The following is a 14,513-nucleotide window of genomic DNA, read 5'->3' on the forward strand; positions in this document are numbered from 1 at the left end:
GCCCACTCTTGCTGGGTAAGGTCACTCGGCAACACCTTTAAATATCGGGCAGTTATTCAGAAAGCACCCACATTTCAGCCTAAATCGTTATCGAGGCTTTTTAGGGCTTCTTGAATCACTTGGCAGCCGTTGGTTGCTTGCTGTGGAGTGATACTTTCTTCCGGACAATGGCTTCTACCCTCATGGCACGGAACAAACAGCATGCCAGTCGGCGCGATTTTTGCCATATAGACGGCGTCATGACCGGCACCACTGGTTAAACTCATGGCCTTCAAACCGGTGGTTTGAGCGGCCTCCCAAACCTTTGATTGAATGAGCTCTGCACAAGGAGTGGGAAGACCCTCGCTAAGCGGTGTAGCGACAATCTCAATACCAAGCGTTGAAGCATCGCGCTTTGCTTGATCGAGAATCGGATGAAAGAAGCTCTGGAGCAGATGAGAATCATTGCTACGTACTTCAAGTACCATCTCAACCCGCTCTGGAATTGCGTTGGTAGCATTGGGGAAGACGTTAAGGCGGCCCACCGTGGCTACCAGGTAATTGTCGCCGGTGCTCTGATCCAGTGCTGATTGCTGAATGGCTTTGATCAACCCTGCGGCTTCAGCCAGTGCGTCACGACGCAGCTCCATCGGTGTAGTGCCTGCGTGATCAGCCTGACCAGAAACTACAATGTCGTAGCGGTGAATACCGACGATATCACTCACGACGCCTATGGGCACGTGGTTCTCTTCCAGCACGCGTCCCTGTTCGATGTGCAACTCCAAAAAAGCCGCAATATCACCCTGCTTGCGCAATGGAGCACTCAAGGCTTCCGGGGTGCCACCCATACGACGAATGGCATCTCCCAATCGCTCACCGCCAGGCTCACATAAATTGAGCATTTCGTGTGAAAGATCCCCCACCATTCCGCGGCTACCGACGCATGAGATGCCGTACTCGCTGGGCTCCTCGGAGAGAAAGTCGATCACCTCAACATCATGACGCAATTGAATTCTCGATTCTGCTAGGCTCTGCACAGCTTCAAGGCCAGCGAGAACGCCGAGGATTCCGTCATAGCGCCCACCACTGGGTACTGTATCGATATGGCTTCCTAAAACCAGAGGCGCTAGCGCAGGCTCACTGCCGGGCAGAGTGCCAATCAGATTGCCTGCATCGTCTAGTCGAGTAGCGAGACCAGCGGACTGCATGGCACATTTGAGCCAGTCACGCCCTTCCTGATAGCGGTCCGTGAAGGCACGGCGTGTCCAAGGTTGGTCAGGGTCGGTAATCGTCGACAGCGCCTCGAGGTTCTGCCACAGGCGTTCGCCGTTGATGGCCATAAATAGCTTCCTTATCCGCGTGTCATCCAGTCACCAAGGGTGTCGAAGAATTCAAGACACTGGGTCAATTGATCAATTTCGATGAATTCATCGGGCTTGTGTGCCTGGCGGATAGAGCCCGGGCCAATGATCACGGATGGAATGCCGCCGTCAATCTCGAACACACCGCCCTCGGAACCATAAGAGACCTTGCCGCCACGCGGAGGCAAAATTGGCTCAAGGCGCTGAAATAACTCGCTGCCAGTGGCATCGTCCATAGCGGGGTAAGAAAAACGCTCCTGCCACTCGATGCCAGCTGCTGAAGAGACTTGCCGCATCTCTGGCAACAAAGTTGCCTCCACCTCGTCAATTAACGCTTGCATATCGACCCAAGCAGCCTGCTGGTCGATACTCCGGAGCTCGAAAACAAACTCGCATGTATCAGGCGTCACATTGGTCGCCACCCCACCGTTGATCAAAGTAGCCAACGCAGTGGCATGGGGAACGCTGAAGTCATGGTCGAACGGCCCCTCGCGCTCGTATCGTCGTGATCGGTCACTGATCATGGCGATAATACGTGACGCATATTCCACGGCATTGACGTGCTGTGGCGAAAAGGAAGAATGCCCCCCCTCGCCTCGCACCGTGACCTGCATAGCAATTTTTCCCTTCTGGCCGTTGATCAGATGCATTTCGCTAGGCTCGCCGATGATCGCTAGGCCTGGTGGAACCTCCAACTCAGCCAGGTGCTTCGCTATTGCCGGAGCACCCAGACAGCCCACTTCCTCGTCATGGGAGAAACAGAAATAGAAGGGACGCTTCAGTGGTCCCTGTATCAGTGCCGGCGCCGCCGCCATTACACAAGCTGCAAAGCCCTTCATGTCACAACTACCGCGCCCGTATAACCGACTACCCCGCTGCTCCATATCGAAAGGAGCGCTTGACCAACGGTCAGGGTTAGCCGGCACCACATCGGTATGCCCGGAAAGTACGATACCAGGCACATCCTTTGGACCAATTCTGGCGATCAGGTTGGCTTTTTCGCCACTTGTGTCATAAAGCACCGTGGTTTCCATACCTAGCTCGTCAAAGTAACGCTTCAAGTACGCAATAATGTCGAGATTAGAATTGGCACTCGTCGTATCAAAGCCGATCAGCTCGTCAAGATAAGAAACGGCAGATGCAAGACGAGGATGATCTTGGCGCTGGGCGCTGGCAGACATAACGTCTAATCCTTGTTAGAAAGTGAGAGGAATCAGGCCTTGGCTTTCATAAGCTGCTGGCGAACCGTAATCACGATTACGAATACCGCCAGCGAGGCGAACAGCCAGGTAATGGGTGATGAAACCAGAATGCTCGGATCTCCTCTGGACATGGCAAGGGCACGGCGGAGGTTCTCCTCCAACATTGGCCCCAGGATAAAGGCAATCAAAAACGGTGCGGCTGGGATTGCGAACAAGAACATGAAGAATCCGAACACGCCCATGGCCAGTAGCACGATGACGTCGTACATACTGTTGGAAATCGAGAAGATGCCAAATAGGCACAGAATCAGCACGATGGGTGCCATTAGCCCCGGAGGAATCCGCGAAATGTGCGAGAAAAAGCGCATAGTGGCTTTGCCAGCGCCGAACAGCAGTACCGACGAGAACAGCATGCCAATAAATAACATGTAGACCTCGTGGAGGTTGGTCTCAAACAGCATAGGCCCCGGTGTCAGGCCGTGGATCATAAAGGCGCCCAACATCACCCCGGTGATCACATCACCTGGCACGCCCAAGGCAAGAAGCGGGATCATGGTCGAGCCGCAGCAGCCATTATTAGCTGACTCAGAAGCGGCAATGCCCTCGATCTCGCCTTTACCAAAATTTTCGCCGTTCTTGGAGCTGCGCTGTGCCTCCCCATAGGAAGAAAACGCCGCCGCTGAGGGTCCAATACCGGGAATTGCCCCCATGACCACACCAATCATGCTGCCTTTAAGCATTGATTTTAGAGAACGGCGAAATTCCTCACGGGTAACCCGATTGTCGCCCAATTGCATGGCCTTCTGGGTCCCCGTATTGCGAAATACCACTATTTTGAGCAGCTCGGGAATCGCGAACAGCCCAATCAACACCGGAGCCACGGCTAGTCCACCCCGCATATCCAAAGTGAGATCGAAACGGAAGGAGCCGTACATATCCTCGCCAACGGTGGCTAACAGCAGTCCCAGGCAAGCAGATACTAGACCCAGAATAAGCGAGCGCCCCGAGACGCCGGACACCGTAGTCAGCGCGAACACCATTAGCATAAAGTACTCAGGCGGTCCGATTCGCAATGCAAGTAGGGCAAGTGGTGCAGCAATAAAGATCAACGAGATGTTAGAAATAAAGTCGCCCATACACGACGAGTAGAGCGCCATGTTAAGTGCTTTGCCAGCCTTACCCTGGCGGGCTAGCGGGTAACCATCCAAGGTGGTACAAGCTGCTGAGGCGGTACCGGGTGTCTTGATTAGAATCGCTGAAACAGAGCCGCCGTAAGTCGACCCCTTATAGAGCGCGACCAGCAGCAGAATGCTGGGGATTGGTTGCATATAAAAGGTGAATGGCAGCGCCAGCGTTACGGCCATAGTCCCAGTCATGCCAGGGATGGCTCCGATGATCACGCCGCCCCAGATACCCGCGGCCATGATCAGGAAATTTTCGATCGTTGCGACTGCCTGAAAGGCAATCAACAGGTCATTGAGCATGGTGATGGTTCCTGTAATGCGCGGTGCGTTAGAGGCCAAACGCTCTAAGCAAAGTGCCGGCAGGGAAGCGCGTATTGAGCGCGTTGGAGAAGAACAGATAGAGCAAAAGCGGGAGCACCACGGCAACGCTCAGCGATATCCATTTATGGCGCCAGTAGCCTGTCATTACGAGTACCGCCCCAAGAAGTAAGATACAGGCCAGAAGAAAGCCAAGCAGCTCGACAGCAATCACGAACACCGCGAAAGCCAGTACTGCCAAGCCGAAACGTGCCAGCAATGTCCTTAATGGTGTATTGCCACGGATCTCACTGGCCGAGTCAGGGTCGGCGATTGCCTCGGTTTTCTTCGATAGCGACAGGCCAAGCAACAGTAGGCCGAGCACCATTCCAAGCATCGAGACTACCCGCGGCCACATATCCGGGGGTGGTGCAAACCCGGGAATGAAGCTGGGGCGGGGCACATAGATAGGAATCATCACAAACAGCACAATCCCAAACAGCACCGTTACCATCACGCCGCGTGTAATACCCATATGCCCCTCCCGATGCTTGTTATAGTTTTATCAGCCGGATGTCTTTTCTCCGCCACTGATCACTCCAGGTAGCCAAACTCTTCGGCAAGATTACGATAGAACTCATACTGTTCCTTGGCATAAGTCGACATATCGACACTGCCGATAGTGGAGATCGAACCACGGTCTTCAGCGCGGCTCAGCCAACTATCGCTCTCCGCGACCTCTTCTAATACGCCTTCCCACGTGGTCACTACCTCATCCGGCAGGTTGGGCGGGCCATACAGCGCGCTCCAGCCAACCACTTGACCGGCCAGTTCATAGCCTAGCTCTTCAGCCGTCGGGACATCAGGCAGCGAGTCCATGCGCTCAGGTGAGTAGACCATCAGTGGGCGCATATCACCGCTCTCAATGTGCGGCATGAGTGACCCGGCAGCGATGGCCAAGAAATCAACATGCCCGCCGAGCAACGCGGTAGCCAAAGCACCACCTCCACGGAACGGCACCAGCGTAGCCGCAGTGAGCGGATCCATGCCGGCATCGGAAAGCAGCGTCTGCACGGTAAAGCCATCAATCGCGGTCGCGCCGGAAGCCGCATAGGCCATGGCACCTGGATTGCTCTCGATTCCTTCGAGCAATTCCTCAACACTCTCGTAGGGAGAGTCTTCGGCCACCGCTAGAATCATCGGTGTGGCTTCCAACGGACCCAGGAAGGTGTACTCGTCCCAATCGACGCTACTGTTAGCATTCACCGCGGGTGACAGCGCCATACCCACGCGAGCCAGCAACAGGGTGTAACCATCGGGCTCGGCCTCCGATACAGCCCGGGCACCAGACATACCGCCAGCACCAGATTGGTTTGACACTGTAATCGGCTCGCCGAGGAACTCCCGAGCGGACTCAGCCAACGCACGGCCAGCGAGGTCGGAAGCACCACCAGGGCCATAGGGCACTACCAGAGTAACGGCTTCAGTCGGGTAGCTTTGGGCATGGGCCGTACAAGTCACCATCAGACTCACGGCGGCGAAGTTCAAGATGCGTTTCATTCCTGTCTCCTCGATTATTGTATCTTTCACTTCGTATAGCGCATCAGTGCGCCACGCCATACGAACATTTTCAGTATAGGAAGCTATGAATAATATTTCAATAAATCGCTTTAGTATGCATAATGGTTCTAGTCATGTAGCAAAGCTGCATGCCAGTACGCCCCATTTGAGAGCGATTTGCTTTTGAAGAAAGTGAAGTGTGGTGGCTTAAGAAGGTGTGCTTAGTAAGTAAAATTAACGAGCGCCAACAATGTTTGGAGCGGTCTTAAAGGAGTTGGGAGAAGAAATGAAACTTAAAGAGGTCGAAGCCTTTGATGCGTTCATGAAGCACGGCACTACCAAGGCCGCCGCCGATGCAATGGCGATTAGCCAATCGATGGTCAGCCGCCTTCTCACGGGGCTTGAGGAAGAGGTTGGCTTCACCCTATTCAAGCGAACGCGCAATCAGATTGAACCGACCGCTGAAGCGTTCGCCTTTCATGACTCGGCGCTACGCTTAATCTCAAGCATTCGCGATACCCAGAAAGATGCCGAAGCTATCGCTAATAACCAAATGGGCAATGTGGTGATCGCTGCACAACCGCTCTTCTGCGATACGTTTTTGCTCGATGTGGTCAAACGCTTCAAGGAGCGCCACCCGAACGTTGGCGTTCGGCTGGTCGATGTCGGAATGCAGGAACTACTCAAGATGATCGACAACAATACTTGCGATATGGCCCTGGGCATTACACTGGAAGCCGACACCTACGGCGCCAGTGTCACCAGCCTGGCACGCTGTTCAGCTCGTTGCATCATGCATCGCAAGCACCCTCTAGCCAAACAGAAAACAGTGCCGATCAAAAGCCTACAAAATCAGACGTTCGTCGAGTTAATGCCCGACAGCCCACTGCGATCCAGGGTCGATTACATCATGCAAACCATTGACATAAAGAGGAAGATTGCGGCCGAAATTCGTCCCATGCGTGGGGTCTGTGCGCTGGTCGACCGGGGGGTCGGCATTGCCGTTATTGACCCCATTGCGGAGCTGCTGCTGCCGGGTACTAATGTAATCTCAAGGCCCCTGGATCCAAGTATCGAATGGGAGATTGCGTTACTTACGTCTAAACGCAGACCGCTGAGTAATGTTTCGGCTGCCTTTTACGATGAGGTACATCAAGAAATTGCTAACCTAATAAACATCGGTGTTTTGCAAGAAAGACAACTTATTTAATGAATCTATTGGTTTCACATAGCTGTTTAGCTGTAGTGCAAGGGCAAGTGCGCTGATAGTTTCATAAGTTCCTGGATTGACAGAATCCCTGCAGCATCAGCTAATTGGCGGCATTATATTTTGTTTTTAGAAAACATTATTTAAGAGTTATTTACTAAAAAATAGACAATCGTTTAGAAACCAAAAGCTTGCTCTCACTGCCGTGGTTGTCACTATCGCTAAAGTAACTCGCCAGCATCCTGGATCTAAAAACGACATCCTAATAAATCATATATTTAAAAGAATCTTTAGCGAGTTTGGGGATTAATTTATCCTATATATTGTAATGCCTAATCGTCATTACCCCCTTTATAGCGATTAAATTCACGTTGCCATCGAGCCATGAAAGCATCGCGGCGCTGAGGATCAACGAAAGCAAGCACCGAGGCGTTAAGCGGGATGGGATAGAGGCGGTCGCCAACTTGATCGCGGAGACGTTGAGCAGTGTAGGGCCCGACAATATCGGGCCGCACGCTGAAAAGCGGGGTTTGAGCCGCCAACACACGCTGACCGTCGCGACTGAGCAGGAAGTTCATAAAAGCTTGCGCAGCACGAGGATGTGGCGCGTCACGATGGATAAAGCCGGTCCGCATCACGACTAAAGCATAGTCCTGGGGCACCTGCACGATCACCTCGGGATGCTCCTGGGCCCACACCATTGCATAGGAGCCCAGCAGATTATAACCCAGCCAATAACGCCCCTCTGAAAGCCCTTCCAGCATTGAGCGGGTATTGGATTCGAGGTGAGCATCGGCATCGCCTAATGCGGTGACCAGATCCCAGAACCTGTCTGTATAGCGTGCATCTTGCTGAAATAACGTGTAGCCGATGCCGCTTTTTGAGGGCGAGTAGGTGGTTACCTTGCCTTGTAAAGTGTCACGCTGAGCACTCAGCAAATTGTGCAGATCTGCATGGGTTTGCGGCGGCAACATGTGGCGGGCTAAATCAAGCCGGTAAGCCATGACAATCGGCTCGAAGGTAAACCCAAACACCTCGTTACGCCATTTCGCCCATTCGGGCCATTCATTGGCCAGTTCAGAATCCAGCCGTTGGGCATACCCCTGATTGACGCGGTTCATCTGCCAAGGCATGGCTGAACTAATCACTACGTCGGGGGGTGGATCAGCCGCCGCCGTCAAGGCATCCACCTCCAGCGTGCTTCGGTCCCGGTAGCTCAGTTCAATACCCGGATGGGCCTGCTCGAAAGCAGCTAACAGCGGCGCGACCACCTGTCTATCCAAGGCGGCTTCTACCACCAAGGGTGTCGCTGCTAGACCCTGAGAAGACGAAAAAAAGCACATCACCAGCACAGCCGTTAGCCATAAGCGTTGCATCAGCTTTCCTCCCCCGCCGCCTGAAAATGCACTTCAATGCGCAGTCCATGTGGCGGACGTTCTTTGACCTGAAGCTTAGCCGCGTGGCGTTGCGCGATGGTATCTACGATAGCCAGACCCAGGCCTGAGCCGTGTGTATCCTGGCGCCCTGCGCGCTCGAAGGGTTGCAACAACCGGTGACGTATCTCTGGATCGACCCCAGGCCCGGTATCCTCGATATAAAGCATGATGTGATTGCCGATAGCGTTTAGTCCCAGCGTGATTTCGCTACCCGGAGGGGTATAGCGCAGTGCGTTGTCGATCAGGTTGCCCAGTAGCTCGTGCAGCGCCCACGCTTGCCCATGTATGATCATAGGCTCGGCGGGCAGTTCAGCCAGACCTAGGTCATGCTGCATGGCCACCTCGCGCTGGGCCCATTCGAGCACGCTGTCGTGTAGCGTCTTTCTTAAATCGAGCGGCAAGCATTCTTCGGCCTCTTCCACATGGCGAAGGCGCGCAAGACTGAGTAGCTGACCGGCCAAGCGGCTGGTGCGCTCTGCGCCATCATGTACGTCTGAAAGGGCACGATACCACTCATCGGGGTCGCGGCTTTGCAGGGCTAACTCACTGGTACTTTGTAGGCCGGCTAGCGGAGTTTTGAGCTGATGGCTGGCATCGGCCGTGAAGCGCAGCAGGTTATCGCGGCTCTCGCGCTGTCGGGTAAACAGGGTATCCAGCGCCTCGACCATTTCACGCAATTCTTCTGGCACCTTAGCATTGAGTGGCCGCATATCATCGGCTTGACGTCGCCTTAACCGGTGGCGCAACTGGCGCATCGGTTTTAGTGCAACCCGCATTGCCAACAGCATCAGTATGCCCGCCAGCAGTACCATGGCGACAAAACGAATGATCGCGCGTTCAAATAGTTCATTGGCTAATACCTGACGTCCACTCATCGTATGGCCCACCCAGATTTGCACCGGGTCTTGAATGTCCCATCCCGCCGAGTCGTATTCGCGGCCATGCAGCCGCCAGCGAGTGCCCACCTGCGTCAGGTCAAGCCAGGTTGGCTCGATGGCCGCTGCTTCAAGACCGGCCGAGGGTATGGAGATAGCCAGATTGGCCGAAATGCGCCGTCCGTTATGGTCGAGCACAGCGTAGAAGACCCGTTCCTGGTGGGAAGTGGCCAGAATTTGCAGGGCGGCGGGAGGAATCCTGACGACGGGGTCGCTGCCTTCCCATTGCACCGAGTCGGCAGTCGTCAGCGCAGCCGCTTCTAGCTGGCTATCAAAAGCACGCTCGGCCGCGCGCTGAGTGGAATAATAAGCTTCCATCAGCAACAACGTACCCAGCCCAGACACCATGACCAGCAACCAGACAGCCAAGCGCGCCTTTAACGTGCCGATCACTTGGGTCAAGTCGACGCTTCCTCGAGTCGATAGCCAAGGCCACGAAACGTGCGGATATGCAAACCGCTCCCCTTAAGACGCTTGCGTAACCGGCTGACGTAAACCTCAAGCGCATTAGAACCTACCTCACGGAAGCTAAACACTCGCCCTTCCAGCATCTCGCGGGGGGCGATATTGCCTGCATGTAGCAGGAGCCCTTCAAGCAAGCGTAGCTCACAGCGAGGTAATTCGAGTTTTACCCCATCGAGCGTGGCAGCGCCAGCAATGGGATCAAGACACAAAGGGCCCAACGCCAGACGGTTATCGCTACGCTGCTGGCTGCGCCTTAGCAAGGCGCGTACCCGGGCTTCAAGCTCCACCAGTGAAAACGGTTTGGCGAGGTAGTCATCCGCGCCTAGATCAAGGCCGCGGACTCGGTCGTCAATGCCGTCTCTAGCGGTCAGGATCAACACGGGCGTCCGATCACCTCGATCACGCAATTCACTCAGCAACTCGAGACCATTTCCGTCAGGCAGCCCCAGGTCAAGCAGGATCAGATCAAAGTGGCCATTGTGCAGCGCCGCTCGCGCGTCTCTCACATGGGCAAAAATGTCGACGCTATTACCCAGCGGTGATAATGCATTGTAAAGCGAGCGAGCGATCATCGGATCGTCTTCAACAATGATTAGGCGCATATGACTAAAGTCTCAAGGGGTAATAAGGGAAATGACAGGTTGATGAAAGGTTGCCTGCCTAACATTGCGCTGGTCATCTTAGTATGACCGGGTTCGGGCCTTCCTGCCCCCGAATACAACAAGAGAACAGGAGTTCGTCATGAAGATCAACTCAACCCTACGCTACGCCTCTGGCCTTGCTTTAATGGGCAGCGCATTGCTTATCGGCCAAGCTCAGGCTCAAGCCATTCCCGACTCTACCGAATGTATCGCGCCCGCCAAACCCGGCGGTGGCTACGATTTGACATGTCGACTAGCCGCCAATGGCCTCCAAGAAACGGGGCTGATAAATAAGCCGATGATGGTTAGCTACATGCCCGGCGGCATTGGTGCGGTGGCTTACAACCATGTTAACGGTGTGCGTACTGATGATCCCAGCCTTATTGTAGCGGCCAGTACTGGTGCTGCCGTGAACCTGGCGCTAGGCAAGTTTGGCGAGTACGACGCTGACGAGGTTCGCTGGCTAGGCGCCCTGGGCGTCGACTATGGCGCGATTGTCGTCAGTGCCGATGCACCGTGGCAGAGCCTAGACGAGCTGATGACCGCCCTGAAAGAAAATCCCAACGAGATCGCCTTCGGTGCCGGTGGCACAGTAGGTAGCCAGGATTGGATGAAGGCAGCGCTGATCGCCAAATCCGGGGATATGTCGCCCAGAGACCTTCGTTACGTGGCCTTCGAGGGTGGCGGTGAGGCACTAGCAGCACTGTTAGGCGACCACATTCAGGTGTTCACTGGCGATCTGTCAGAACTTAGGTCTCAGCTTGAGGGTGGCAAAATCCGCGTCCTGGCGGCTCTTTCCGAAGAGCGGATGGGCGGCCCCTACGCCGATATTCCAACTGCAGCCGAACAGGGCTACGACGTGGAGTGGCCGATTTGGCGTGGCTATTACATGGGCCCGGAAGTCAGCGATGAAGCCTATCAAGCCTGGGTTGAACGCATGCAGCAGTTGGCAGAGGATCCGGTATTCGCCGAACTACGTGAGGCACGGGGCCTGTTCCCAATGTCTCGCTTCGGTGAGGATTTTGACAGCTACGTTCAAGAACAGGTCACTGAGTTTAAAGGGCTGGCAGAAGAAGTAGGTCTGACCCAATGAAGATCGCCGCCGACCGAGTGCTGGGCATTGCACTAATCGGTCTGGCGGCGTTTATCGCCGTCCAGGCCGTGCAACTGGAAATGCCCTTTAGCTACGAACCCGTAGGCCCCAAGGCCTTCCCGGTAGGGCTGTCAATTCTGCTGACAATACTCTCACTGGTGATGATTTTCAGACCGGGCCCCAACGGTCCATGGCCCCACAAAGCACTGGCGCTTAAGTTGTTACTGGTGCTGGCTTTGCTGTTGGGCTATGCGGTTTTTTTCACACAGCTTGGGTTTATCGTCTCATCGCTGCTAGTGGTGACGGCCTTGGCGCGACTCTTTGATGCGACCTGGGGTAAAGCACTGATCACCGGCGTCATCATGTCGGTTATCGGCTATTTTCTGTTCACCACCGCCCTCGGGATCAGCCTGCCTTCTGGCTACTGGTTCGATACCTTCCTTTAAAGGATCGCTAAGATGTTCGATTTCCTTATCGATGGGTTCGGTGTTGCGCTGACCCCTCTCAACCTGGGGCTGGCTCTCCTTGGCGCCTTGCTTGGCACCCTATTTGGGGCCTTGCCGGGTATCGGCCCGATCAATGGCATCGCCATTCTGATGCCGCTTGCCTATACCCTTGGCTTGCCTGCCGAGTCATCACTGATCTTGCTGGCCGCGGTTTATACCGGCGCCGAATATGGCGGCCGCATGTCGAGCATTCTGCTCAATGTGCCTGGCGATGCGGGGGCGGTCATGACCACTCTCGATGGCTACCCGCTGGCACAGAAAGGACTTGCGGGCCCCGCCCTAGGGCTTTCAGCAGTGAGCTCATTCATCGGCGCGACCATAGCCATTATTGGCCTGACGTTGTTTGCACCGCTCCTGGCAAATGTGGCGGTGATGTTCGGCCCGGCGGAATTCTTTGCGCTCATGATATTCGCGTTTTCTTCCATGTCGGTGATGATGGGCAAGGATCCAATCAAGACCGCGATTGGTGCCGTACTGGGTGTCCTGATTGGCACCGTGGGCATTGATTCCGGCAGCGGCGTACTGCGCTATACCCTCGGCATGCCCGAGCTCTATGACGGCATCGACTTTGTCGTGATGATTATTGGTCTCTTCGCTATCAGCGAAATTCTGCTGATGCTCGAAAATTCCCACAGCACCGATAACGATGGCGAGCTGCCGCCACTTGGGCGTGTTTTTGTTAGCCTCAAGGAAGTGCTGGCATGTAAGGGCGCCATCATCCGCTCGGGTCTGATTGGCTTTATCATCGGCGTCCTCCCCGGTACCGGCGCCTCTGTTGCTGGCGCCGTCTCTTACACCACTGAAAAGCGTCTTTCCGACAAGGACAATACCTTTGGCACCGGTGATATGCGCGGGCTGGCTGCGCCGGAGTCGGCCAACAACGCGGCCGCTGTAGGTTCTTTTGTGCCCATGCTAACCTTAGGCATTCCCGGTTCCGGTACAACCGCGGTATTGCTGGGTGCATTGATGCTTTATAACATCACCCCTGGGCCCATGATGTTTACCGAGCGGCCTGAAGTGGCGGGTGGTCTTATCGCATCGCTTTATATTGGCAATATCGTATTGCTGATGCTTAACCTGCCGCTAGCGGGTGTATTCGCCCGGGTACTGACTATTCCACGCTGGGTGCTCGTACCCGCCATTGCTATCCTGGCGTTCGTCGGCGTCTATCAGTTGCACTCCGATCTATTTGCTATTTACTTGATGCTGGTCATCGGCGTGTTTGGGTATTTGCTGCGTAAGCTGGGCTTCTCCCTGGCGCCAGTGATTCTCGGCTACGTGCTGGGAGGGTTGATGGAGCAGAACCTGCGCCGTGCACTCTCTATCAGCGGCGGCGACGTCGGGATTCTATGGCAATCGGGAATCTCACTGGGGCTATGGGTTGCGGCGGTATTACTATTGGTACTGCCCTGGTTGATACCGAAGCTATTGGCTGCCCGCAAGCTAAGCGCGGGTTAACGGCTCTTCTTGTCCGACAATGAATAGATAGCTAGCCCTGGCCCGTGATAACGATCGCCAGGGCTTTTATTTGCAAACCTGTGATGTTGAAAACGATGCGAGCAATACACTTGGCCCCCTTAGGCCGTTTCTTACCAACATTAGCACTCGGACTTGTCGGGGGCGGGTTGGCTTATTGGCTGCAATTGCCGCTTCCCTGGCTATTAGGGGCCATGATCGCCACCACGGCGGCCTCCCTGACTGGCGTACCGATGAGGTCGCCGGGCAAGGGCCGCCAGGGTGTGCTGGTCGTCATTGGGGTCATGCTTGGTTCAGCGTTCACCGCCGACATGTCCGGGGAAGCAACGCGATGGGGAGGTAGCCTAGCGATTATGCTGATTGCCACGGCGGTGATGATGGCTTTCTCGGTGTGGTTTTCCCACCGCGTGGCGGGCCACTCCTGGGAAACTGCAATCTACTCAGGCGTGCCTGGCGGGGTTTCTACAGTAACCGGGATGGCGCTCTCTTCGGGGGCTGATTTGCGCATCATCGGCATTACCCATGCGGTGCGCATATTGGTTCTGCTGGTGGCCATCCCGCCTGTTTTGCAATTTATCGGCCATGTGGACATTAGCAGCACCGCGCCAGCCTTATCGCAATGGTTATGGATGCCCGCTTCCACTGATATCGCGTGGCTGTTGGCGGCTGGCATCGTCGGCATGTGGTTGGGTAAGCGTCTTCACCTACCTAGCCCGCTGCTGTTTGGCCCGGCCCTTGTCTCCGCAGCGCTGCACTTCTCAGGCCTCACGCATGCGGCCGTGCCACCGGTGATCATTGCGCTCGCACAGGTGGTCATCGGCATTTCCGTTGGCGTGCGCTTTGCGGGTGCCCCGATTGCCGAGGTGGGGGTGGCCATGCTGATGGCGGTCATACAGGCCCTGGTATTGTTGCTGCTAGCGATATTCGCCGCCTGGGTAGGACATTTGCTCACCGGTTACTCTGCCGCGGCGGCGCTACTCGCCTACATGCCAGGCGGAGCCCCAGAGCTAAGCTTGGTCGCGCTGAGCTTAGGTATCGATCCCGCCTTCGTTACCACTCACCACCTGCTACGCATCACGCTATTGGTGTTGTTGCTGCCTTTATTGCTTCGACGAATGGTTTCAAACGCCTAGCGACAAAGGCCTACACAGAGATTCTTGGCCTCTATAAA

Annotated in this window: 13 protein-coding genes; 5 read left to right on the forward strand and 8 right to left on the reverse strand. The window is 55.2% G+C overall.

Features of this window, described 5'->3' with window-relative positions:
• Positions 1–74: 74 nt before the first annotated feature.
• From QEN58_RS17880 to QEN58_RS17900, 5 genes are read right to left on the reverse strand one after another with little or no spacing between them, the layout of a single operon-like run.
• Positions 75–1,319, reverse strand: a complete 1,245-nt coding sequence (locus QEN58_RS17880; RefSeq protein WP_280104945.1) for a Zn-dependent hydrolase — start codon at positions 1,317–1,319, stop codon at positions 75–77.
• Between the two features lie 11 nt (positions 1,320–1,330).
• The gene (gene argE / locus QEN58_RS17885; protein ID WP_280104946.1) at positions 1,331–2,521 is read right to left on the reverse strand and encodes an acetylornithine deacetylase; all 1,191 of its coding nucleotides are present in this window, start codon (positions 2,519–2,521) and stop codon (positions 1,331–1,333) included.
• Positions 2,522–2,553: 32 nt separating this feature from the next.
• Complete coding sequence (locus QEN58_RS17890; protein WP_280104947.1) at positions 2,554–4,026, reverse strand: tripartite tricarboxylate transporter permease; 1,473 nt, start codon at positions 4,024–4,026, stop codon at positions 2,554–2,556.
• A gap of 28 nt (positions 4,027–4,054) precedes the next feature.
• Positions 4,055–4,558 (reverse strand): tripartite tricarboxylate transporter TctB family protein, encoded by a 504-nt coding sequence (locus QEN58_RS17895; protein ID WP_280104948.1) that lies wholly within the window; start codon positions 4,556–4,558, stop codon positions 4,055–4,057.
• Between the two features lie 59 nt (positions 4,559–4,617).
• Positions 4,618–5,583, reverse strand: coding sequence for a Bug family tripartite tricarboxylate transporter substrate binding protein (locus QEN58_RS17900; protein WP_280104949.1), 966 nt, complete (start codon positions 5,581–5,583; stop codon positions 4,618–4,620).
• A 286-nt stretch (positions 5,584–5,869) separates the two neighbouring features.
• On the opposite strand from QEN58_RS17900, the gene QEN58_RS17905 reads away from it, so the two are divergent.
• Positions 5,870–6,793 (forward strand): LysR family transcriptional regulator, encoded by a 924-nt coding sequence (locus tag QEN58_RS17905; protein WP_280104950.1) that lies wholly within the window; start codon positions 5,870–5,872, stop codon positions 6,791–6,793.
• A 329-nt stretch (positions 6,794–7,122) separates the two neighbouring features.
• Here the strand turns inward: QEN58_RS17905 and QEN58_RS17910 are convergent, their stop codons facing one another.
• Genes QEN58_RS17910 through QEN58_RS17920 form a run of 3 tightly spaced genes read right to left on the reverse strand, consistent with a single transcriptional unit; the run spans position 7,123 to position 10,228 of the window.
• Positions 7,123–8,166: an ABC transporter substrate-binding protein gene (locus QEN58_RS17910; RefSeq protein ID WP_280104951.1), complete on the reverse strand. Its 1,044-nt coding sequence runs from the start codon at positions 8,164–8,166 to the stop codon at positions 7,123–7,125.
• Positions 8,166–9,554: a sensor histidine kinase gene (locus QEN58_RS17915; protein ID WP_280106959.1), complete on the reverse strand. Its 1,389-nt coding sequence runs from the start codon at positions 9,552–9,554 to the stop codon at positions 8,166–8,168. The genes QEN58_RS17910 and QEN58_RS17915 overlap by 1 nt, the downstream gene beginning before the upstream one ends.
• A 5-nt stretch (positions 9,555–9,559) precedes the next feature.
• Positions 9,560–10,228, reverse strand: coding sequence for a response regulator (locus QEN58_RS17920; protein WP_280104952.1), 669 nt, complete (start codon positions 10,226–10,228; stop codon positions 9,560–9,562).
• A gap of 139 nt (positions 10,229–10,367) precedes the next feature.
• On the opposite strand from QEN58_RS17920, the gene QEN58_RS17925 reads away from it, so the two are divergent.
• From QEN58_RS17925 to QEN58_RS17940, 4 genes are all read left to right on the forward strand, one after another.
• Positions 10,368–11,360 carry a Bug family tripartite tricarboxylate transporter substrate binding protein gene (locus tag QEN58_RS17925; protein WP_280104953.1) on the forward strand — a complete coding sequence of 331 codons (993 nt, stop codon included), beginning with the start codon at positions 10,368–10,370 and terminating at the stop codon, positions 11,358–11,360.
• Complete coding sequence (locus QEN58_RS17930; protein ID WP_280104954.1) at positions 11,357–11,806, forward strand: tripartite tricarboxylate transporter TctB family protein; 450 nt, start codon at positions 11,357–11,359, stop codon at positions 11,804–11,806. Before QEN58_RS17925 ends, QEN58_RS17930 begins: the two co-directional genes overlap by 4 nt.
• A 12-nt stretch (positions 11,807–11,818) precedes the next feature.
• Positions 11,819–13,324, forward strand: coding sequence for a tripartite tricarboxylate transporter permease (locus QEN58_RS17935; RefSeq protein WP_280104955.1), 1,506 nt, complete (start codon positions 11,819–11,821; stop codon positions 13,322–13,324).
• 95 nt (positions 13,325–13,419) lie between these two features.
• A complete protein-coding gene (locus QEN58_RS17940) occupies positions 13,420–14,475 on the forward strand; it encodes an AbrB family transcriptional regulator (protein ID WP_280104956.1) in 1,056 nt (351 codons plus the stop codon).
• The last annotated feature ends 38 nt before the right edge of the window (positions 14,476–14,513 follow it).

The sequence above is a fragment of the Halomonas alkaliantarctica genome (assembly GCF_029854215.1).
Taxonomy (GTDB): Bacteria; Pseudomonadota; Gammaproteobacteria; order Pseudomonadales; family Halomonadaceae; genus Vreelandella; species Vreelandella alkaliantarctica_A.

Coding starts and splice junctions, on each gene's coding strand:
- QEN58_RS17910 (WP_280104951.1), bottom strand. CDS start 8,166: ATGCAACGCTTATGGCTAACGGCTGTGCTGGTGATGTGCTTTTTTTCG.
- QEN58_RS17940 (WP_280104956.1), top strand. CDS start 13,420: ATGCGAGCAATACACTTGGCCCCCTTAGGCCGTTTCTTACCAACATTA.
- QEN58_RS17905 (WP_280104950.1), top strand. CDS start 5,870: ATGAAACTTAAAGAGGTCGAAGCCTTTGATGCGTTCATGAAGCACGGC.
- argE (WP_280104946.1), bottom strand. CDS start 2,521: ATGTCTGCCAGCGCCCAGCGCCAAGATCATCCTCGTCTTGCATCTGCC.
- QEN58_RS17895 (WP_280104948.1), bottom strand. CDS start 4,558: ATGGGTATTACACGCGGCGTGATGGTAACGGTGCTGTTTGGGATTGTG.
- QEN58_RS17900 (WP_280104949.1), bottom strand. CDS start 5,583: ATGAAACGCATCTTGAACTTCGCCGCCGTGAGTCTGATGGTGACTTGT.
- QEN58_RS17930 (WP_280104954.1), top strand. CDS start 11,357: ATGAAGATCGCCGCCGACCGAGTGCTGGGCATTGCACTAATCGGTCTG.
- QEN58_RS17880 (WP_280104945.1), bottom strand. CDS start 1,319: ATGGCCATCAACGGCGAACGCCTGTGGCAGAACCTCGAGGCGCTGTCG.
- QEN58_RS17925 (WP_280104953.1), top strand. CDS start 10,368: ATGAAGATCAACTCAACCCTACGCTACGCCTCTGGCCTTGCTTTAATG.
- QEN58_RS17935 (WP_280104955.1), top strand. CDS start 11,819: ATGTTCGATTTCCTTATCGATGGGTTCGGTGTTGCGCTGACCCCTCTC.
- QEN58_RS17920 (WP_280104952.1), bottom strand. CDS start 10,228: ATGCGCCTAATCATTGTTGAAGACGATCCGATGATCGCTCGCTCGCTT.
- QEN58_RS17890 (WP_280104947.1), bottom strand. CDS start 4,026: ATGCTCAATGACCTGTTGATTGCCTTTCAGGCAGTCGCAACGATCGAA.